The sequence below is a fragment of the Clostridiales bacterium genome (assembly GCA_012512255.1).
Taxonomy (GTDB): domain Bacteria; phylum Bacillota; class Clostridia; order Christensenellales; family DUVY01; genus DUVY01.
The window spans coordinates 1-20,682 of the sequence record JAAZDJ010000011.1 but is presented as its reverse complement, the minus strand read 5'-3'; the positions used below and the strand labels follow the sequence as shown (position 1 = coordinate 20,682).

General features: G+C 37.2%; 15 protein-coding genes and 1 pseudogene. 3 read left to right on the top strand and 13 right to left on the bottom strand.

Features of this window, described 5'->3' with window-relative positions:
* The 5 genes from GX756_00480 to GX756_00460 form a co-directional block, all read right to left on the bottom strand.
* Positions 1-627: hypothetical protein (locus tag GX756_00480; protein ID NLC16346.1), on the bottom strand; the 627-nt coding region annotated here is incomplete at its 3' end.
* Entirely contained in the window at positions 588-794 is a 207-nt protein-coding gene (locus GX756_00475; GenBank protein ID NLC16345.1) for a hypothetical protein, read from the bottom strand. The genes GX756_00480 and GX756_00475, both read right to left, overlap by 40 nt.
* Before the next feature lie 48 nt (positions 795-842).
* Positions 843-4,064 carry a hypothetical protein gene (locus GX756_00470; GenBank protein ID NLC16344.1) on the bottom strand — a complete coding sequence of 1,074 codons (3,222 nt, stop codon included), beginning with the start codon at positions 4,062-4,064 and terminating at the stop codon, positions 843-845.
* Between the two features lies 1 nt (position 4,065).
* Positions 4,066-4,575: a hypothetical protein gene (locus GX756_00465; GenBank protein ID NLC16343.1), complete on the bottom strand. Its 510-nt coding sequence runs from the start codon at positions 4,573-4,575 to the stop codon at positions 4,066-4,068.
* Positions 4,576-4,647: 72 nt separating this feature from the next.
* Positions 4,648-5,604 (bottom strand): hypothetical protein, encoded by a 957-nt coding sequence (locus GX756_00460; protein ID NLC16342.1) that lies wholly within the window; start codon positions 5,602-5,604, stop codon positions 4,648-4,650.
* A gap of 289 nt (positions 5,605-5,893) precedes the next feature.
* Between GX756_00460 and GX756_00455 the strand changes: the two are divergent.
* Together GX756_00455 and lexA are read left to right on the top strand one after the other, a co-directional pair.
* Positions 5,894-6,937, top strand: a pseudogene (locus GX756_00455) (tyrosine-type recombinase/integrase).
* A 74-nt stretch (positions 6,938-7,011) separates the two neighbouring features.
* Positions 7,012-7,632 (top strand): transcriptional repressor LexA, encoded by a 621-nt coding sequence (gene lexA / locus GX756_00450; protein NLC16341.1) that lies wholly within the window; start codon positions 7,012-7,014, stop codon positions 7,630-7,632.
* 101 nt (positions 7,633-7,733) lie between these two features.
* On the opposite strand, the gene GX756_00445 is transcribed toward lexA, so the two are convergent.
* Genes GX756_00445 through miaB form a run of 5 tightly spaced genes read right to left on the bottom strand, consistent with a single transcriptional unit; the run spans position 7,734 to position 15,624 of the window.
* The gene (locus tag GX756_00445; GenBank protein NLC16340.1) at positions 7,734-8,957 is read right to left on the bottom strand and encodes a hypothetical protein; all 1,224 of its coding nucleotides are present in this window, start codon (positions 8,955-8,957) and stop codon (positions 7,734-7,736) included.
* 24 nt (positions 8,958-8,981) lie between these two features.
* Complete coding sequence (gene miaA, locus GX756_00440; GenBank protein ID NLC16339.1) at positions 8,982-9,881, bottom strand: tRNA (adenosine(37)-N6)-dimethylallyltransferase MiaA; 900 nt, start codon at positions 9,879-9,881, stop codon at positions 8,982-8,984.
* Complete coding sequence (gene mutL / locus GX756_00435) at positions 9,860-11,710, bottom strand: DNA mismatch repair endonuclease MutL (GenBank protein ID NLC16338.1); 1,851 nt, start codon at positions 11,708-11,710, stop codon at positions 9,860-9,862. The genes miaA and mutL overlap by 22 nt, the downstream gene beginning before the upstream one ends.
* On the bottom strand, positions 11,707-14,310 hold the full coding sequence (gene mutS, locus GX756_00430; protein NLC16337.1) for a DNA mismatch repair protein MutS: 2,604 nt from the start codon (positions 14,308-14,310) through the stop codon (positions 11,707-11,709). The genes mutL and mutS overlap by 4 nt, the downstream gene beginning before the upstream one ends.
* Positions 14,311-15,624: a tRNA (N6-isopentenyl adenosine(37)-C2)-methylthiotransferase MiaB gene (gene miaB / locus GX756_00425; protein ID NLC16336.1), complete on the bottom strand. Its 1,314-nt coding sequence runs from the start codon at positions 15,622-15,624 to the stop codon at positions 14,311-14,313.
* A 129-nt stretch (positions 15,625-15,753) separates the two neighbouring features.
* Between miaB and GX756_00420 the strand changes: the two genes are divergently transcribed.
* Positions 15,754-17,832: a hypothetical protein gene (locus tag GX756_00420; GenBank protein ID NLC16335.1), complete on the top strand. Its 2,079-nt coding sequence runs from the start codon at positions 15,754-15,756 to the stop codon at positions 17,830-17,832.
* Here the strand turns inward: GX756_00420 and thiI are convergent.
* The 3 genes from thiI to GX756_00405 form a co-directional block, all read right to left on the bottom strand.
* Positions 17,829-18,971, bottom strand: a complete 1,143-nt coding sequence (thiI, locus tag GX756_00415; protein NLC16334.1) for a tRNA 4-thiouridine(8) synthase ThiI — start codon at positions 18,969-18,971, stop codon at positions 17,829-17,831. The genes GX756_00420 and thiI overlap by 4 nt on opposite strands.
* Before the next feature lie 9 nt (positions 18,972-18,980).
* A complete protein-coding gene (locus GX756_00410) occupies positions 18,981-20,102 on the bottom strand; it encodes a cysteine desulfurase (protein NLC16333.1) in 1,122 nt (373 codons plus the stop codon).
* Positions 20,103-20,129: 27 nt separating this feature from the next.
* Positions 20,130-20,682: hypothetical protein (locus GX756_00405; GenBank protein NLC16332.1), on the bottom strand; the 553-nt coding region annotated here is incomplete at its 5' end.

Sequence of the window (20,682 nt, the reverse complement as noted above, 5' to 3'; positions counted from 1 at the left end):
CTTTGCGCCTAATCGACCAATTTCAATATTATTCTCAGCGCATGTTACATCAAATATCAATAGGAATCTGCCGACATACGCGCCATTCTCGTCGCCTACAGCAAAGCGGGTAAAGGAGCTCCTGACTCCAGAACCTTTAAGATTAATCACCCATTCTGAGCCATTGTTAGTTACTGTAGTGCTGTCGATATCGCCTTTTTGAGTAGCAAAGGTCATTCTTTCTTCCATTATTGACTCAAAGAACTGATACTTGTCGGAAGATTTATTGAGAATTCCTGCTGATGTAGTTACAAAATCAAATTTATTAGAATCATCAACTACATAATACTCGCCATTATATAGAGTTTTGTATGCATCGCATCTAGAACATTCTAACGGATTATCGTTAAAATCATGTTCTCCAAAAGCTTCAATTACAACTTCTTCTTCGCTTACCTCTTCGCCGTCAATGATAAGAATCCCGCAATCCTCGCATTTTTGATGGGCTATGAGCCCATTTTTGGCACAAGTGGCGGACACGCCAGCTATATCATGTAAATTCTCATGATTGTTTGGATCAATTTCCAGTTTTACCGTATCTTCGCTTACTACCTTGCCGTTAAGTAATATTGCTTTGCATATAGACATTGCTGGTGGGCAATATTACCTTCGCTTATACAAGTAGCGGCTTTGGCGGGTATATCAAATAATGTGTGCGTATGAACTTTTTTGTTTTTATCGGCGCAACCGACGCTAATGGCGATTACAAAAAAAATTAATACGCTTAACACATAGAATATTTTTGTTCTTTTCATTTTGACTCTCCTTCTATCTTTTGCGCTTTTGATTGCGGCATTAATACGCTAAGATATCTTTTCTTTACGGTCTTTTTTAGCTAAAATAATATCTTTTACAAGCCCGTAAATAAAATACAAGCCAAATCCAGAAGCGCACCATATGAATAATGTCATTGATACTCTAATAATGATCGGCACAGCTATCTCCCAAGCAGGCGTAATTGTCACAAACTTCGTGTCGCCCGCTATACCATTCATAGCGTTGCTATTAACAACGGTATATAGTACGTTCTTAGCCGCGTTACGCATATGCCAAGCTAACTTCCCATAACCTTCTGCATAGGATGTAAAGCGAATATCATTGCCATCATAATCATATCCGCCCCTATTGCCGGCAGGGTTGCCATCGGGCAAATCGCAACCGTATAATACGCCTTGAATTGGACTCATATACGGTCTTGAAGAGTTGTAGTCCGAAATGGCATAGCTTGTCATACCATATTCAGCGCGCAAAACCGTATTAATAAAGCCTTGAGCTCCCACCCATTTTGCGCCTGCGCGGTTCATTCCTGTCATAACTCCAAGCACGGAATTAGGCGTATATTTTTGGTCAATTTCTAGGGCAACTTGTATAGCTCTTAAATATATTTCTCGTATAGATTGCTCATTAGCCCATACATTAAGTCCAGCACGGTGTGTTTCTTGGTCGTTAAGTATAGCATGCTTAGCGAGCACAAAAACTCCCATCTTATGCATGCCTACGGCTTCGTAACCAGCGGCCACGCCTGTCAAAAAGCCGTCTTCAGAGTAATATTCAAAGGTTCTACCGCAATATGCGCCGCGATGTATATTAACGCCTAATCCATATATGCCGTTATAGCCTGCCCAAGCGGCTTCCTCGCCCGCTTGTTCTCCCAAGCGTTCAATCAGCTCTATGTTATAAGTGGCTGCAACAATGCCGTTGCAAACAAATACGGGCGGCAGTTGATTAACGTTATCGGGATCCAATAGCTCGGCAAATCCTCTAAAGCCGCTTTGGCTAGGCAATTCGCTACTAGTACGCGGATGTATTGGAGCTAGGGCTCCATTTTGTTGCGATGAGCTAGGCGCTTCAATTGAACCAACGCCGCGAGTATGACGCAAAGCTACTTGAAGCAAATAACATGTTTCTTCCCAGCTCATGCGATCCAATAAAGTATCCCATAAGGGGTCATTATAATCCTTGCCGCGAAGGTAAATTAATTTAATCTCGTCAAATTCCGCACTTCCCTCATAAAAGCCAATTTGGTCATATTTGGGGTATTCTATATTATCAGGTTCAACGCTAGGGGTTTCTTGCGCTTTTTTAAGCGCTTCATTTGCTGTTAATATTATACGCTTGCCATAAGTTCCTTCCCAATTACTTCTTGTCATGTAAGGCTGGCTAGCCTCATCAGCAGAGAAAATACCTGCTTTTTGGAAGTCTACATCGTCAAACTGATTGGTTATTTTATCTACGCCGTAATTAGCTTTTTGGCCTTCATATTGAGGAGTAAAGTTTTCATTCGCTTTTTCAATAATCTCATTAGTGGAATATTTTTTGTTATCATACGCGATATATTTAGCCCAAACCAAACTAGCGTCGCCATCTCCTCTGCCGTCATGGACAACCATCTTAGACATATCTACGGATACTCCATTGGCAGCTTTGTATTTAAGGATATTATTTATGGCGTCATGCGCGTCGCGCGCTGCGGTAAGCAGATACTTGTCATTGCTGTTAGTGGAACCAATTACGAAGGTTTTTTCTACGTTAGCATCGTACGAAGCAAAATATTTTTCTTGAACTGTTATAGTAGCGGTTACCGTAGAATTAGCAGGCACAAAAACTTTGTCAAATCCTATTAATTCTACAGCTGCCTTTTCCACTTTGTTTTGTATATCTTTTTCGGTGTAAGGTTTTTGAACATAAACTTGAACGGTTTCTTTTCCAGGTATGTCGGAGTTATTGGTAACATCAACCGTAACCGTGTAGGTGTCATCGTCATTTTCCACAACCTGCATATTTGAATAAGAAAAATCCGAATAACTAAGTCCATACCCAAACGGATATGTAACCACTTGCGCGTAGTCAAATTCGCCCGTGTTAGGCCTGCCTGTCAATACATCCTCATAACGCGTCTCGGTATATTTGTATCCGTTATATATGCCTTCTTGGTATGCTACATAATACAAGTTGTTATATACGCCGCGAGTGGCAAAATAATTTTTGAGAATGCTTGAATTTTTATATGCGATACTCCCGAAATTATAATATACAGGGTTATATTTGCTTTCAGCCCAAAAAGTATCGGCTGTGCGACCGGAAGGATTATATTCGCCAGTCAATAGCTTGCCTATGGCATTCGCGCCATTAGTACCAATTGTACCTACCCAAAGGCAAGCATCAATATCGTATGCATCATCGGTAAGAAAATTACTTTGCAAAGGACTAGCGCTATTCATAATAACTATGATTTTGCTAATCACTCCTTGGTCTTTAAGCGACTTTAAATTAAATAAAACGCTTTTTTCATTTTCCGTAAGCGCAAGACTATCGCCTACGCTGCCGCTTGGATTATTATTGTTATCTCTACTAACAATTACGCGCGTTTGACCATCATCCATTGTCGTATCCATATATAGATCAATTGCTTCTCCAGCCGTGCGCGCAAGCACCATTATCGCCGCATCAGCGAGAGTTGTTTTGGCGCTGGGTAGAGAATTCCAATTTATATCTTTAACAACAAATTGGGTTTCTTGACCGCTATTGCCGATAAAGTTGCCCCCGCCAAGAGATGACGCTCCTTGGTTTTTATACCATTCGTTAAGTTCCGAATTTACATCCAAGCCCGCGTTAGTTAAGCCTTGATAAAAAGTGACCCTGTTGTTTAACGCTCCGCCTTTACTACTTGAGCCTTGCCCAGTATGAACAGAATAATAGGACGCCGCGCCATATAGGGTAACTTTATCGCCTTGCTTAAGCGGTAGAGCAGAATTACTATTTTTCAGCAACACTGCTCCTTCTTTCATAGTCTCTTCTATGATTTCAAGGCTTGCTTGATTAACCTCGTTCATATTTTTGAACTTAGTGTCAAAATACATCGAGCCATCATATCCGCTTCCTATCTGGGTTTGAATGCCTAAAGCGCTGTTTATAACCGATGCGTTTGCAAGCAAAATAGGCCCCATTGTTTGGGCTAATACAAAAACAACAAAACTTATATGGAATAATATCTTTAGGGATAATTTAATAGCCTTATTTTTCATTTTACTTATCCTCCCCTGTAGTCGTTGAAGCGGAATTTTTTTCCACTGTTTCTTTTATTTTACGGTTTTGTGGAATATACATAGCGACTGAAGCAATAATAAAGCAAAGAACAAAAGAAACCATGCTAAACCATACCGGAAAAGGCAGGGAAAATAACTTTCCCATTGAAAAACCGTCAAAAAATACCGTAGAAAGATAGTCTATTATACCTTCTGCTTTAATAAACGCAGTTAAGCTTAAAAAGCTGCTAATCATTAAAGCAATAGGCGCTAACAAAGACGTGCGCCTGTATAATGAAAACAATATAAACGCAACTATCCCCAAAACAGAAAAAACAATAACTTGACCATTATATATAGTCCGGGAAATAGCCGAATAGGCAAAGGTGTGCGCTATTGAAAGCGCAAACGCCGCCAAAGTGACATAAAAACCTATCCATTTTGTTGTGACACATTCTTTAATTTCGTTTCCAATAGTCTTTGCGACCGCAACAAATCTATTATTAGACATAGTTAATATGCTATCCTCCTTATTTCGCTTGCTCTACAACATCCAATCCGCTTAAGATTGCGTTGTCAGCAATTAGTTAATAGCGTCAAGGTTAACAGGATTAGATTTACCTACCACAGCGCCGCTTTCAAAGACAATTCTGTTTATACCTCTTACAACGTTTATCGTGACTGCTTCTAGAGAATATTGTTCAAAATATCCTGATCCTGCTGGCACAACCTGACTATCAATCTCAGGCACAGTTTTCCCGTTCACTGTAACTAGATAATTTTCTCCAAATACCTGAGAAGTTGGACGCTTACAACACATAATTAGCAGATTAATTTGCGTTGTTTCTAGGCTGATAAATTCAAACTCTACCTTCATATTTCTGCTTTGGAAATTCCTTAAGACAGCTCCGCCGCTGCAAAGCTCCCCGTCTGTTATTAGCCCTTTTGATGAATTAAAAGGCTTTTCTGTATCCGGTTTAGTTGCCTTATCCTCATTTGTTAATAGAATATTATCTTGATAGAGCTTTGCATTTTCAGCCTCGCATAGCAATTGTGTTACTAGGCTCTCTTGTTTGGGAGCCTTAGCAACCGTAATTTCTATAATTGCTTTAATGCAAGGATATTTTTTACTGACGACGGCTATTGAGTGAACATCTTCTGTAATTGTAATAGAAGAAGCCTCATCAAAAATCTTACCCTCGCCGTTTATGCTAAAACCATACTCAGAACCAGGCAAGTCATCTATATTGACAATATTTTCAATTAGAGGATCTTTGGCAAGCAACATTATTTTGCTCTTTTCCTTATCAAATATAAATTTATCGCCAACAATATATGATGTTTCATATTTGGACTCAATAATTCTTAAAAGTCCTTTAACGACATCATCTGTGCCTGCTAAAGATTTAAGCTCTCCGCCGATAAATACCGCTAAAACCATACTACCTACAAACGATATCCCGATAACAAAGGCTAGAATAGCTTTAAACAGTTTTGAATGTGAATTTAAAAAATATATTATTCTTTTTATTTGCCTCATCTACCGCCTCTACCTCCCAAATAATAAATCATTAAGTAAGCATAATTATTTTCATTTTAAAGCATATATGATAAAATTAAAATTGCTTTTTTCCAAAAATATATTGCAAAAATTCTATGCCTTGATGTTTGCATCAAAAATATGTTTTTTGAGGTCCATTTTTATATTTATCTAGTAAATTAAAGAAAAAAAATTGCTTGGTATTTGCTTTTATTTTAAAAAGCAAAAAAATAAAAGAGAATTTTTAATGAGACTATACATTTATTAAAAAAAATTATATAATTACTTTATGGGTAAAAATTATTATATTGAAAGAAATTTCAAAAATGTTCAAAAGCTAAAAAAAATAGAAACTCAATTGCCCGATTTTTGCGCTGAGTTTTTTTTAGGGATCGAACCCAGAACTTCTGTTTTGACCCGATTAAATTACGCGTAAGACCTCAAAATCTTTTTTGAGTTTTTGTCTCAAAGTATATTCAATAAAGCTATCAAAGATATCAAGCTGGACGATTTGAGTAAAATAACCCAAACTGATTTGGAAAAATATTTGGCGCATTTGTCTTATTATAGGGACGCGCAAGGCAAGATTCGCACCAATAAAGACTATTCCCGCTCAAGGCGCTTAGCTAGCGTCAAAGCCTTATTTAAATATTTTTTTAATAAAGACAAATTGCAATCCAATATCGCGGCTAAAGTAGCTTTCCCTAAAATCCGCGAAAAAGAAATAATAAGACTAGAACCCAATGAGGTCGCAAAAATTTTGGACCAAAGCGAATCCGGCGAAGAGTTAAGCGCTCATCAAAAGCATTTCCATTCAAAAACCAAATACAGAGATGTGGCGATATTATCTTTGTTTTTGGGAACGGGTATAAGAATAAGCGAGCTTGTAGGACTTAATATAGAAGATATTGATTTTGATTCCAACGCTTTTACAGTAGTTAGAAAGGGCGGCCATTCCACAATATTATATTTTTCCGACGAAGTGGCCGACGCTTTAAAAAAATATCTTAATCAGCGTTTGAATTTGCCTGACGTTCCTGAACAAGAGCGCGCCTTGTTTTTATCCATTCAAAACAAACGGATCTCGGTAAGAGCCGTTCAAAATTTGGTTACAAAATACGCGCGCATTGTAAGTCCGTTAAAAAAAATTACGCCCCATAAACTTAGAAGCACTTTTGGCACGGAGTTATATAGGGCTACGGGCGATATTTATGTTGTGGCGGATATTTTGGGACATAGCGATGTTAACACTACAAAAAAACATTACGCGGCTATAGATACGGATATAAGAAAAAACGCTGTACGCAGAGTTGTTTTAAGGGATGATAATTAACAAAACGAATGTTTTGCATTATTGAATTTTTGTGCTATAATTAATGATAAGAACTCATGTAAGGAGTGTAAAAAATGGATAATAGAAGGCCCTTGGATCCCAAAGATGAAAAGGTATTAGAGTATCTAAAAAAATACATTACTAGATACGGTTATCCTCCTACTGTGCGTGAAATTTGCAAAGCTTTAAAGATCACTTCAACCGCGACGGCTCATTATGCGCTAAATAGATTGCAAGCTTACGGCTACATAAAAAAGGTTGATAATCACAAAAGAGCTATTGAAATATTAAACGAATACTCTGATTTTCCCAAAAAAGAAATGGTTGATGTTCCCTTAGTGGGCAAGATTACGGCGGGCGCGCCTATTACGGCGATAGAAAATATTGAAGAAGTGTTTCCCCTGCCTCTTGACATGTTTGCCAGCGGCGAATTATTTATGCTGACTGTAAAAGGCGACAGTATGATTAACGCGGGAATTTTGGACGGCGATATAATAGTGGTAAGAAAACAATCTATCGCCAATAACGGAGAAATAGTCGCGGTTTTGATTGACGGCGAAGCCACGGTAAAAAGATTTTATATGGATAGCAGATTTATAAGGCTTGAGCCCGAAAACGAAAAATATGACCCTATTATAGTTGAAGAAGCCGAAGTTTTGGGTTTGGTTGTGGGTCTTATTAGAAAATATAAGTAAAGACTAATACTTTTATGTCTTAATACTTATGTTTTTCTGTCTTAATGCTTATATTTTTCCTTTTCAAGATTTACGCGTCTGTAATTTTTAGCCTTATAAAGTTAAATCAATTTTAACCTGTCCAAACACATCATAAGCGCTATTTTGATATGTTCGTATGTAAGTCCGCCTTGAATATAGGCAATATAAGGCTTTTTTATAGGCGAATCGCTGCTTAATTCTATTGACGAACCTTGAACAAAAGCGCCTGCCGCCATAATAACTTGCTCATTATAACCGGGCATGTCCCAAGGATATAATGTGACATAACTATCAACGGGCGAACAACTTTGTATTGCCCTATGGAATTCTATTAACTTGTCGGCGTCGTCAAATTCAATTGAGGTAATAATATCGTTGTTTTGCTCTTCGGGCAAAGGCAAAACCTTAAAACCCAAATCAGAAAATACTTGCCTTATCAATAAAGAGCCCTTTAAAACTTGTCCAACGACATGGGGCGCCAAAAATAACCCTTGATAGAATAATCTATAACCTTCTGCGTATGAGCCGATTTCGTCTTTGATATTGGGCGTTGTAAACCTGCCGGCGACCAAATCAACCAAATCTTCCCTACCGCATATATAACCGCCCGTTGGCGCGATTCCGCCTCCGGGATTTTTTATTAATGAGCCCGCAATAATGTCCGCGCCTGCTTCATAAGGTTCGCAAATATCAACAAATTCGCCGTAACAGTTGTCAACCATAATGACCGAATTTGGACTTATTTTTTTGACAAATTCGCACGCTGTTTTTATCTGCGGAATTGACCTAGCTTTTGCCCATTCATAACCTCTAGACCTTTGGATAAAAATTAGTTTCACATTATTATGGCTTAAAAATTCTTTTATTTTAATAAAGTCAAATTCGCCATTGATTAATTCAATTTGGCTGTAATTTATCCCAAAATCTTTTAACGAACCGTTACCCGATTTAAAAACAATTTCTTCCAAAGTATCATATAACTTGCCTGTGATACTTATCATCAAATCGCCTGGACGCAATATACCGTATAAGCACAAAGATAACGCGTGGGTGCCGCTTAAGATGTGGGGCGAAACTAAGGCTTTGGGCGCTTTGAAGACGCGCGCGTATAACTCGTTTAGCTTTTCTCGCCCTGTATCGCCGTATCCGTATCCCGTTGAGCCGCTAAAATGCTGCAAACCAATTTTGCATTCTCTAAAGGCGTCAAGCACTTTTTTCTGATTTTTTAATGATATGTTATCAATTTCTTTGAAATATTTGGCGCATTTTTGTTCGGATTGCTCTATGAATTGCTCTAAATTCATTATTTTATCCTTTTTTGCATAAGTTCATAATACTATGTCTGATGGAGTATTATAAATATCTATCCATTTTGCTTCTTTTATGCCCTTAAAATATGTTATTTGACGTTTGGCGTAGTTTCTTGTGCGCTTTTTTATAAGTTCTATCAATTGGTCTTTGGTTATTTGGTTATATAAATATGCCACGGTTTCTTTGTAACCAATGCCCTGCATCGCTTGACTGTTAATATTCGCGCCATTTTTAATCAATGCTCTGACTTCGTCAATTAGGCCGTTTTTTATCATTTCTTCCATTCTTTTATTTATGCGTTCATATAACTTTTCCCTGTCGCAGTATATAATAAACATCTTAAAGTCATATCTTTTTTCCTGTTTTTTTTGGGCGAGCGCGGATTTTTTTTGACCGCTGATTTCGTAAATTTCTAATGCTCTGATAACCTTTTTGGTATCATTAGGATGAATTCTTTGAGCGGATTCAAAATCCTTTTGTTTAAGCAAATTATGCAAATATTCTTTGCCGTATTGAATTAAGATGTTTTTATATTTGTCTCTAATTTCTTGATTCTTAGGCGCGTAACCAAAATTATGCTCAAACAATAGCGCCTTTATATAAAACCCTGTCCCGCCCACAACAATGGGCAGTTTATTTCTTTTTATAATATCTCTAATTGCTATATCGGCGTCATCCTTATATTGTTCGGCGGAATACTCGTCGTTAACATCCAAAATATCTATCATATGATGCCTAACGGCTTTCCTTTCCTCAAGGGTTGGCTTAGCCGTTCCTATGTCCATGCCGCGATAAATTTGCATAGAATCTGCGGACACGATTTCTCCGTTATATTTTTTGGCCAATTCCAATCCTAAGGCGCTTTTTCCTACCGCCGTAGGCCCGCCGATAACTATCAAACTATCCTTTTGAACCATTTTTCAATTTCTTTTTTGGAGATTTTTGTTATTATAGGCCGTCCGTGCGGACATAATAATTGGATTTGACTTTGGTTAATTTGATTTATTAAAGATATTATTTCGTCTTCTTTAATATTATCCCCTGACTTGATTGCCGCTTTGCATGCGGCGCTCGCAATTTTATCTTTTAATATGGACTGGGCGCTGATGTTTTTATAAAAATCATCGCTTAAAATTTCGGCTATAAAATCTTTTAGATTAATGTCAGACAGCAAAAATGGAACTGACGAAATTTTAAAGGTTAAGTTCCCAAATTCGGTTATTTCAAACCCAAGCCGGTTTAATTCGTCTATAAACTGCATTATTTTATTATGTTCCAAATGGTTGACATTAAAAACATACGGTATCAATAAATCTTGGACATCGTTAGTTTTTTCATTTACGCTTTTTAAAAATTGGTCAAACAGCAACCGCTCATGAGCCGCATGCTGATCAATAATATATAAATTATTTTCAAATTCTATCAAAACATAAGTGTTAAATAATACGCCCAAAATAATAGGTTTTTGTTGGGACGAAAACATGCTTATGTTTTCATCGGCTTGTTTGAAAGATAATTGTTCTTTATTTTTTTGCTGGATTTCTTGGCGCTCCCTTTCCATATCGGCAAGTTTTGCCAATATCCTAGCCATTCTGCCGCCATCGTCTTTCAATATATTAATCGGCTCTGACAAGCTATCAAAAGATTGGTCAATTTTATTTTCATATTCAATATTTTGGTCTGTGTCTTGGTTTTCATTAATAATTGGCTGGCATCTTTGAACCAAACTATCGTCATTTAAGTTAATTTCTTTTATAAATCTATATTTATTCAAAGCTTGTTGCACGGCGGAAAAAATAGTTCTATAAACATATCCTTTATCCCAAAATCTTACATCTAATTTGTTGGGATGCACATTTCCATCTATCTTGTCATAAGGAATAGTCAAATATAAGACATAAAAAGGATACTGTCTTTTCATTAAGCTGTCTTTATAGGCGTTATAAACAGCCAGCGACACCGTTTCGTTATTGACATAGCGACCATTGATAATAACTGTTTGATAAGTCCGATTGGGTTTTGTGTAATTAGGCGCGCCTAAATATCCTTTTATTTTTAAGTTTTGTTTATTCTCTGCGATAACCAAACAATTGTCCAACGCTTCATGGCCATAGATTGTGTATATGGCCGATTCAACGCCTTTTCCCGCGAATTGATAAACAATTTTGTCATCCACGATATATTTTAACGCGATATTTGGATTGGCCAATATTAACCTAGATATATAATTAGTGATATGATTTTCTTCTGTAGCGGGCTTGCCTAAAAATTTCGCCCTAGCCGGAACATTATAAAACAAATCCTCAACGGTAATAAAAGTACCCAAAGGCGAACCCTGCTCTGTTATCTCGTAAAACTCCCCGCCATAACTTATGATTTGGGCACCCAAATCATTGCCTGCCGTTCTTGACAATATCTTTACCTTGCTGACAGCGGCGATACTGGCCAAAGCCTCTCCCCTAAAACCTAAAGTGCTTATTGCCAATAAGTCGTCTATGGATGAGATTTTGCTGGTAGCGTGAGACATAAGCGCTTTTTTTAAATCGTCTTTTGCTATTCCAACGCCGTTATCCGAAACTTTAATATATTTGATTCCGCCTTCTTTTATTTCAACTGTTATATTATCGGCGCCTGCGTCAATGCTGTTTTCAACTAATTCTTTAACTACCGAAGAAGGTCTTTCAACCACCTCGCCTGCCGCTATTAAGTTGTAAATATCGCTGTCCAGGATATTAATTTTGCTCATAATTTATGAACCTTTTCTTTTAAATCCGATAAAATTTCCAAGGCTTGAAGGGGGGTTATTGTGTTTATATCAAGATCGCTTATGATATTTTTGATTTGTTCGTATCTAGAAAAGTTCTTTTGGTCAAACATTGAAAGCTGCCTGCCCGTCAAAGCGTTGACGCGTTCGTTATAGTTTATATCGTTTTCTTCTAAAATTTTAAGTATTTTTCTTGCCTTTTGAATTACGCTGCTTGGCAAGCCCGCCAAAGAAGCCACTTCAATGCCAAAGCTTTTATTGGCGCCGCCGCGCGCTATTTTATGCAAAAAGATAATCGTTTTGTTTATTTCTTTGACCAGCACCCTATAATTTTTCACGCCTTCAAAAATGCCTTCCAGTTCGGTCAATTCGTGATAATGGGTGGCAAATAGCGTCATGGCTTTTAATTGGGATGAAATATATTCCATTACGGCCCACGCGATACTAAGGCCGTCAAATGTGGATGTGCCTCTGCCAACCTCATCCAAAATCAGCAAACTTTTAGGCGTAGCGTTTTTCAAAATATGCGACATCTCGGTCATCTCAACCATAAAAGTGCTATGCCCGTAAGCAAGCTCGTCGCTTGCGCCTATCCTTGTAAAAATTCTGTCCAAAATGGGGATATACGCTTCTTTTGCGGGCACGAAACAACCCATATGCGCCAATATGGCGATTAAGGCAACCTGTCTCATATATGTGCTCTTACCCGCCATATTTGGCCCCGTGATTATCAATATTCTATTATCCTTATAGTCCAAATAGGCGTCATTAGGCACAAATTCGCCGTCTTTGATAAATTTTTCTACTACAGGATGCCTGCCTTCTATGATTTTAAAGTAATTGATTTGGTCATTAATTATAGGTTTTACATAATTGTTTTGACAAGAAACAGCGGCGAAAGAAACTAAGCAGTCAATCAAAGCGATGTCTTGGGATATCTTCTTGATTTTGCCGACATACGCTTTTAAGTCGTCAATTAACAAGCTGTATAATTTTTGTTCCAGTTTTATTGCCTTTTCTTCGCTTCCCAAAATTTTGGATTCTAGTTCTTTTAATTCGGGCGTGATAAACCGTTCCCCGCCTACCAAAGTCTGTTTGCGTTGATAACGATATGGAACTTGGTCAAGTTGGGATTTTGTGACCTCAATATAAAAACCAAAAACTTTATTAAAACTGATTTTAAGATTTTTTATGCCCGTTTCTTCTTTTTCTTTGGCTTCTAGCGCGGCGATTAATTGTTTACCGTGCGCGCCGACATCCCTTAACTCGTCTAAGTCCTTGTTGTATCCCCTTTTGATAAAACCTCCGTCTTTTAAGACCGCGGGCGGATTATCGTCAAGGGCATTATCAATCAAGCATATAATATCTTCTACGCCACTATAATCTTGATATAAATCGTATAAAATTTTAGATTTTGCCTGCGAAATGGTCTTAAAGATATTTTCAACATTTTTTAACGAATTGCTTATCGCGATACATTCCCTTGGATTGATGCTTCCATAAGCTATTTTACTGCTTAGGCGTTCTATATCGTTTATTTTTGATAGAGCTTTCGTTAAGGTTTCTCTTAATATAGGATAGTTGACTAATTCCTCAACGCCGTCAAGCCTCAAATTAATGATATGACTATTTATTGACGGATGTTCAAGCCAGCGCCTTAGCATTCGCGCGCCCATGCTGGTCTTGGTTTGGTCAATAACGCCCAATAAAGAGCCTCGTTTTTTTCGGTCCATGATTGTTTCAAATAATTCAAGGTTGCGTCTTTCGGCGTTGTCTAAAATTAAAAATTTATTTTCCTTATAATCGTTGAACCCGTTTAGGTATGTAATTTGTCTTTTTTGGGTGTCAATAAGATATTCAATTAAAGCGCCCGAGGCTATCACCGCTAGCTTTTTTGATTTGTCTATCAAAGTTTGGTCGTTTTGATAAAGTTTTTTTAAAGCGTTGTCGTAATCAAAAGCCCATTCGTAATACGCAGTAAATTTGGATATTTGGTTAAATTTGACAGCATTAAGACTATAACTTTGGGCAAGCATTTCTTCGTTGCATATAATTTCGGAAGGGTTTATTCTTATTAAAGCTTCGTTTAACTGATTTAAAGGGTCTTGTTTTATTTCCAAATAATTAAATTCCCCCGTGCTGATATCAGCCCAACTTAAGCCCAATTCGTATTCTGTAGGGGTATTGTTAAGATACACGCAAGCGATGTAATTGTTTCGGCCCTCGTCCAGCATATTAGCGTCAATTACGGTGCCCGGCGTAATTACCCTAACAACTTCACGCTCTACGATTCCCTTGCTTTCTTCGGGCAAAGTGGTCTGCTCGCAAATGGCGACTTTATAACCTTTTTCTATCAGCTTGGCGATGTAGGATTCAACAGAATGAAACGGAACGCCGCACATAGGCGCTCGCTCTTTTAGCCCGCAATCTCTTCCTGTCAGGGTTAATTCAAGTTCGCGGCTTGCCAAGACGGCGTCGTCAAAAAATAACTCATAAAAATCGCCTAAACGAAAAAACAATAGGCAATCTTTATATTGTTCTTTAATGGCCATATATTGTTTCATCATGGGCGATAATGACATTTAGACCAGCTCCCCTACTAACCGTCCGCTTTTTGCGCGAGTTATTAACACTTGGCAAAATTTACCCACTAGGCTTTGGTTATCGTTTTCAATAAAAACTAATTTGCCGCAATCTGTTATCGCCGACAAAACGCCGTCTTTATATTCTTCAATTAAGGCTTTGTATCTTTTGCCTACGCAATCTTTGGCAATCTCGCGCATTATTTCCCTTTGAAGTTCTATGAGTTTTTTTATCCTTTCTTTTTTTACCGATTGCGCGATTTGATTGGGCATATTTGCCGCGGGCGTGTTTTTTCGCGGCGAATACATAAACATATAAAGGTTATTATATCTTACTTGTTTGACCAAATCCAAAGTATCTTCAAAATCTTGCTCGGTTTCGCCCGGAAACCCTACGATAACATCGCTTGATATTCCTACATTTGGTATTTTTTTTCTTAAATAATCAATCCTGTCCAAATAATACTCGCGCGTATATTTTCTATTCATTGCTTTTAATATCGCGTTGCTACCGCTTTGAACGGGCAAATGAATAGATTTTGATATTTTGTCGTATTGGGCTATGATATCAATAACCTCGTCTTTAAAGTCTTTTGGATGAGAGGTCAAAAATTTAAGTCTAAAGTCTCCGTCTAATTGGGTGACTTCGCTTAACAGTTTTGCAAAAGAACTGCCGTCATATAAGTCGTTTCCGTAAGAGTTGACATTTTGTCCAAGCAGCGTAATTTCCGAATATTTGCCCTCGTTAATAAGCTTTTTTACTTCGCCAATTATTTCGGGCATAGGACGGCTTCTTTCTCTACCCCTAACGTATGGCACAACGCAATAAGTGCAAAAATTATTGCATCCGTAGGTAATATTCACCCACGCGTTAACGCCGCTCGTTCTTGTTATGGGAGTATTGGCAGGTTGTAGTTCATAACTTTCTCCCCAAATCTCAACTATCCGTTTTTTTTCTTTTAGGCAATTTTCTAACAATCGCGCTAAGTTGTGAATATTATGCGTTCCGAAAACAATATCCACATGCGGCATTTTGGCCTCTATATATTGCTTTGCCGAATCTTGTTGAGGCATGCAGCCGCATACGCCAATGATCATATCGGGATTTTTATTTTTTAGCTTTTTTAACGCGGCGATATTGTTCAATGCCCTTCTTTCAGCGGTATCCCTAATGCAGCAAGTGTTAAAAATAATAATATCGGCGTTTTCTTTTTCCGAAGTATGAGTATAGCCTAAATTTTCCAAGATACCCGCCAGTTTTTCTGATTCGTGCACATTCATCTGGCAACCGTAAGTGATTATATGGTAAAACATCAATTATTCCTTTTTAACAAAATTTGGTCAAATTATTTTTTAATTATATCTTAAACAGCCTAATTAGACAAGTTAATTCTTTTATCGTCAAAAGATAATAAATTTTCTAAGAAAATTAATACTAAGTTTATGAAACTAAAAAAAGGTTTTAAGATAGCCTTATCCATTTTAAGCGTTATAATATTAATTAGTTTTTTCAGTGGCTTAGTTTATGTTCTTAGTATAGATTATATTGATTTGGACAAAAAATCAATAGACAGTTTGGGCAAGTCAATACAAGTGTTGGGCAATGATTTGACGCCGCTAGAATATAACGGGCAATACGGCAACGCCGTAAAAATCGGCGAACTTCCCGATTATGTACCAAAAGCGTTTGTGGCGATTGAGGATAAAAGGTTTTATAAGCATAAAGGCGTTGATTACATCAGGATAATAGGCGCGCTGTTAAAAGACTTAAAAACATTATCATTTAAAGAAGGCGCGTCCACTATAAGCCAGCAACTTATAAAAAACACGCATCTTTCCAATGAGCGAACCATAAAAAGAAAGTTAAAGGAAATACATATTGCCAAACAGCTAGAAAAGAATTATACCAAAGAACAAATTTTGGAAAAATATCTTAATATTATTTATTTTGGCAATGGATTATATGGCATAGAATCCGCTTCCAAAGCTTATTTTTCTGTGCCCGCCAAAGATCTTAACATAGCGCAAGCCGCGGCGCTGGCGGCGATAATAAATTCCCCCGCCAAATATAATCCTTATACTAATTGGGACAATCTTATAAACAGGCAAAAAAAAGTGTTAAAAGCCATGCTCAAAAGTAGGTTTATAACCAGCGCTCAATACCATGACGCGATAAATACGCCAATAAAAATTAATCCCGAAAAACATAGTAAATACCAAAACATATATACTCAACACGCCGTTAGGCAGGCATGTCAATTCATTAACGGAACGGAAAAAGACCTTGCGGACTGCGTTATTTACACATATTATGACCAAGATATTCAAGATATTTTAAAAAAGTCTTTTGATAATTTTTTGCCTGAAACCAAAAATAAGCGCGGCGTATTGCCCGAATATGCGGGCGTTGTAATTGACAACAGCTACCGAAGCGTTGTCGGTTTGATAGAATCCAGCGATAATAATATTTTGGCCAAGAGGCAGCCAGCGTCTACAATTAAGCCTTTGGCAGTATATGCGCCCGCTATTGAAAATAATTTGATTACTCCCGCATCGCTTATATTGGACGAGCCCGTCAATTATAATGGATATAGCCCTAAAAACTACAACGGAAAACACGCGGGTTGGATAAGCGTAAGGGAAGCGATAAGCGCTTCCAATAATATCGCTGCCGTTAAAACATTAAGAAAAATAGGCATAGATACTTCAATAGAGTTTTTAAAGAAATTAAATATCAATTTGGACGAACAAGACTGCGGTTTGAGCTTGGCTTTGGGCGGATTACATAAAGGTATTTCATTATATGATTTAACTCAAGCTTATACTATTTTTGCCAATAACGGATTGTCTGAAAAATGTTCTTTAATAAAAAAAATTACAACAAAAGACGGGAAAATTATTTATCAATCAAAACCAAATCCCCAAAAAGTTATTAGCGAAGATACGGCGTATTTAATTACCGATATGCTACAGACCGCGGCTAAAAAAGGCACGGCTAAGCGGCTTAGGGATTGTCCTTATCAAATAGCGGTAAAAACCGGAACTAATAGTTATATGAAGTCCTCGCTAAATAACGACGCTTATTGCATTTCTTATACTACAAGGCACTCTATAGGGATTTGGCTTGGCAATCTTTCCAATGACGAAAAAGGCGCCTTGTCCAGAAATGTGACTGGTGGAACATATCCCACTATGATTACAAAAAAAATAAATAACTTATTATATAAAGATAACCCTCCTCCCGATTTTTTAAGGCCTAAGACTATAGTTTATGCCGATATTGATTTGGTTGAATACAACAAAAATCAAAATTTGGTTTTGGCAAACGCTCTGTCCGCTCCGAGATATAAAAAGCGCGAGATTTTTTCTGTTAACAACTTGCCGCCGCGGGCGGTTAATATCAAATGGGAAATTAATTCAAAAAGCGATAGCTTAAATACTAAGAAAAAATCCTTTATAGAACGAATGATTGAATTGATAAAAAGTAAAAGAACCCAAAGACAAAAAGCAAACAATTATTAGATTTTTATCAATTCCGCATCATTGACCGCTTCTTCTACCAAGCCGTCAAGTTCTAATATTTTTTCCAATTTTTCTATGGATTTTAGGCTTGGCTTTGTCACAGGATGCTTGGGTATAAAAATAGTGCAGCAATCGTCATAAGGCAAAATTGAGATATCATAGGCTCCTATCTTTTGGCTTATTTCTATTATTTCTGCTTTATCCATGCCTATTAACGGTCTAAAAACGGGAAGAGATGAAATTTGATTGGTAACAGTCAAACTTTCTAATGTTTGGCTGGCCACTTGCCCCAAACTCTCTCCCGTAATAATCGCTCTGCAATCAAATTTTTGCGCCAGAATATTGGCAATGCGCATCATATATCTTCGCATTAATATGACGGTATAAGAAGTATTAAGGCTATTGATTTTTTCCTGAATTTTGGTAAACGGCACAATGTATAAATCAAAGCCGTTATTATAATCAGACAAAATCTTGGATAATTGAATTACTTTGTCTTTAGCAAATTCGCTTGTGTAAGGAAAACTAAAAAAATGCGCGCCGCTAAGTTTCAGGCCTCTTTTCGCCATCATAAATCCCGCCACGGGGCTGTCTATGCCGCCCGATAGCATAAGCATGCCTTTGCCGCTGCATTCGACCGGCAAGCCGCCAGGACCTAATATGCTGGATGAATATATATAAGTATTGCCATCCTCCCTCAGATCCAAATAGACCGTAATATCGGGATTATGCAAATCAACTTTTAATTCGGGTTTGTTTTTTAGTATAAACGCGCCTACTTCGGCGCTAATTTTCTGAGAATTTTTGGGAAATGTTTTGTCCGCTCTATTGGCGCTGACCTTAAAGGTGCGGCAATCTTTAATCGTATTAAGCGCCGTTTCTTTAATGGTCTGCAAATTCGTTGAAACCATATAACCCAAACTATAAGAATGTATGCCAAACACTTTGGACAGTTTAATAATTATCTCATCTTCCTCGTCAAAATCTGTTATAATATAACGCCCTCTTATAATGTTGAGTTCAAATTTATAATTTTTTAGCGCGTATTTTATATTATCCGCTAAAAGCCTTTCAAAATAGCTTCTGTTGTCGCCTTTTAGGTGAATTTCGCCGTATCTAATAATAATTGCCTTTTTCATAATCTGTCCTTATTTTCTAAACTCCAATATTACAGACGCCAAAATTTGCGCGGCTGTTTTTATTTGTTCCAAGGTGTTGTCGGGCGAAAAACTTATTCTTATTGAACTTTGGGTCATTTTTGATGAGTATCCTAAAGAATTTAATACGCGGTTTGTCTTGGCGTTGGACGAACACGCCGAACCAAGCCCTATTAAAATATCCTTGCTTTCCAATATGTGAAGCAAAGTTTCGCCCTTTATGCCGGGTACAATTAAAGATATTATGTGCGGCACAGTATTATAATTATCTCCTATTGTAACGATAATATCATTGACTTTTGCCTTTAAAATATCCAAAAATATCGTCTTATATGTTAACATTTTATTATAGTCATAATCTTGGCTAAATAACTTGGCGACTTTAGAAAAAGCGATTATACTAGCTACATTTTCAGTGCCGCCCCGCAAATTGTTTTCTTGCCCTCCGCCCGTGATTATAGGGTTTAGGCGAACGCCTTTTTTAATATATAACGCGCCTATCCCCTTAGGGCCTTTTATTTTGTGCGCCGAAAAACTATACAAATCCACTCCCAAATCTTTAACATCAATTTTGGCAAAAGCCTGCACGCCGTCGCTGTGAAACAAAACAGAAGGATTTATTTTTTTTATATTACGGGCAAGTTCTTTTATATTATTGATAGCGCCCGTTTCATTGCTTACATGAATAACAGAAACCAAGCCAACATCTTTATTATTGGATACATAATCATATAATTTTTGCTCGTCAATAAGGCCATTTTTTTGTAGAGGAATAATTTCGCATTCAACGCCGCTGTTTTTTAACGCCATTGCCGTATTATATACGGAAGGATGCTCGCCCGCGGAAATGACCAATTTGGAATTTTTTTTGATAGCGCCTCTTATCGCCAAATTATTGGATTCCGTTGCGCTGCCCGTAAATATAATTTCGTCCGCGCCGCTGCCAAAAAATTTTAATAATTCGGCTTTGGCTTTGCGGATATCTAACGCTATTTCTAAGGATTTTTTATATAAAGAAGAAGGATTAAAAAACTTATCGCATCCGTATTCTTTATAAACATCAACTAATTGCTCGTACATTTTTGTGGTGGCTGCGTTGTCTAGATATATCATTTTTTCATTACTCTTTTTTAGCTTTTTTTAAGTTCTAGAAACAATATCTCTTCCTATTGTGCGGCGGATATTCATAAGACATTCTTGATTGGGCTCAAAATGCAATAGCGCTTTTTTTGTCCCGTCATTAAAAAACATATAATAAATATTATCCTCGTTTTGCGGATTTGTCAAAGCGTATAATTTTTTGATGTTTGGGTCGGCGGCATATCTAGCATAGCTGTCTAATGATATTTTGCCGATTGCTGACATTTGAGATACATTAATGTGCAAAAATTGTTTTCTTTTGGCATTGTCGTAAATTCTTAAGATATAAAATTCCCTGCCGTTTAAAACATAATCAAATACGGGATTAATATTGTTAAGAATTTTTTTTATAAAAAACGCGCTCAAAAATAAAGAAGTCGGTATCAATAACCAAAATAAAACGTCAATTAACACTTGATACCAAGTCGCGTTTTCTGGCAAAGGCAAATACGCCGTCATTAAAACCAAAAATATGCCCAAAACTATGAATAGATAGTATAAGGTTTTAAAAAATATTTTCTTGCCTTTGTTGACGTTTGGGTTTTCGCAAGAG

Coding starts and splice junctions, on each gene's coding strand:
- GX756_00475 (NLC16345.1), bottom strand. CDS start 794: ATGAAAAGAACAAAAATATTCTATGTGTTAAGCGTATTAATTTTTTTT.
- GX756_00470 (NLC16344.1), bottom strand. CDS start 4,064: ATGAAAAATAAGGCTATTAAATTATCCCTAAAGATATTATTCCATATA.
- GX756_00465 (NLC16343.1), bottom strand. CDS start 4,575: ATGTCTAATAATAGATTTGTTGCGGTCGCAAAGACTATTGGAAACGAA.
- GX756_00460 (NLC16342.1), bottom strand. CDS start 5,604: ATGAGGCAAATAAAAAGAATAATATATTTTTTAAATTCACATTCAAAA.
- lexA (NLC16341.1), top strand. CDS start 7,012: ATGGATAATAGAAGGCCCTTGGATCCCAAAGATGAAAAGGTATTAGAG.
- GX756_00445 (NLC16340.1), bottom strand. CDS start 8,957: ATGAATTTAGAGCAATTCATAGAGCAATCCGAACAAAAATGCGCCAAA.
- miaA (NLC16339.1), bottom strand. CDS start 9,881: ATGGTTCAAAAGGATAGTTTGATAGTTATCGGCGGGCCTACGGCGGTA.
- mutL (NLC16338.1), bottom strand. CDS start 11,710: ATGAGCAAAATTAATATCCTGGACAGCGATATTTACAACTTAATAGCG.
- mutS (NLC16337.1), bottom strand. CDS start 14,310: ATGTCATTATCGCCCATGATGAAACAATATATGGCCATTAAAGAACAA.
- miaB (NLC16336.1), bottom strand. CDS start 15,624: ATGTTTTACCATATAATCACTTACGGTTGCCAGATGAATGTGCACGAA.
- GX756_00420 (NLC16335.1), top strand. CDS start 15,754: ATGAAACTAAAAAAAGGTTTTAAGATAGCCTTATCCATTTTAAGCGTT.
- thiI (NLC16334.1), bottom strand. CDS start 18,971: ATGAAAAAGGCAATTATTATTAGATACGGCGAAATTCACCTAAAAGGC.
- GX756_00410 (NLC16333.1), bottom strand. CDS start 20,102: ATGATATATCTAGACAACGCAGCCACCACAAAAATGTACGAGCAATTA.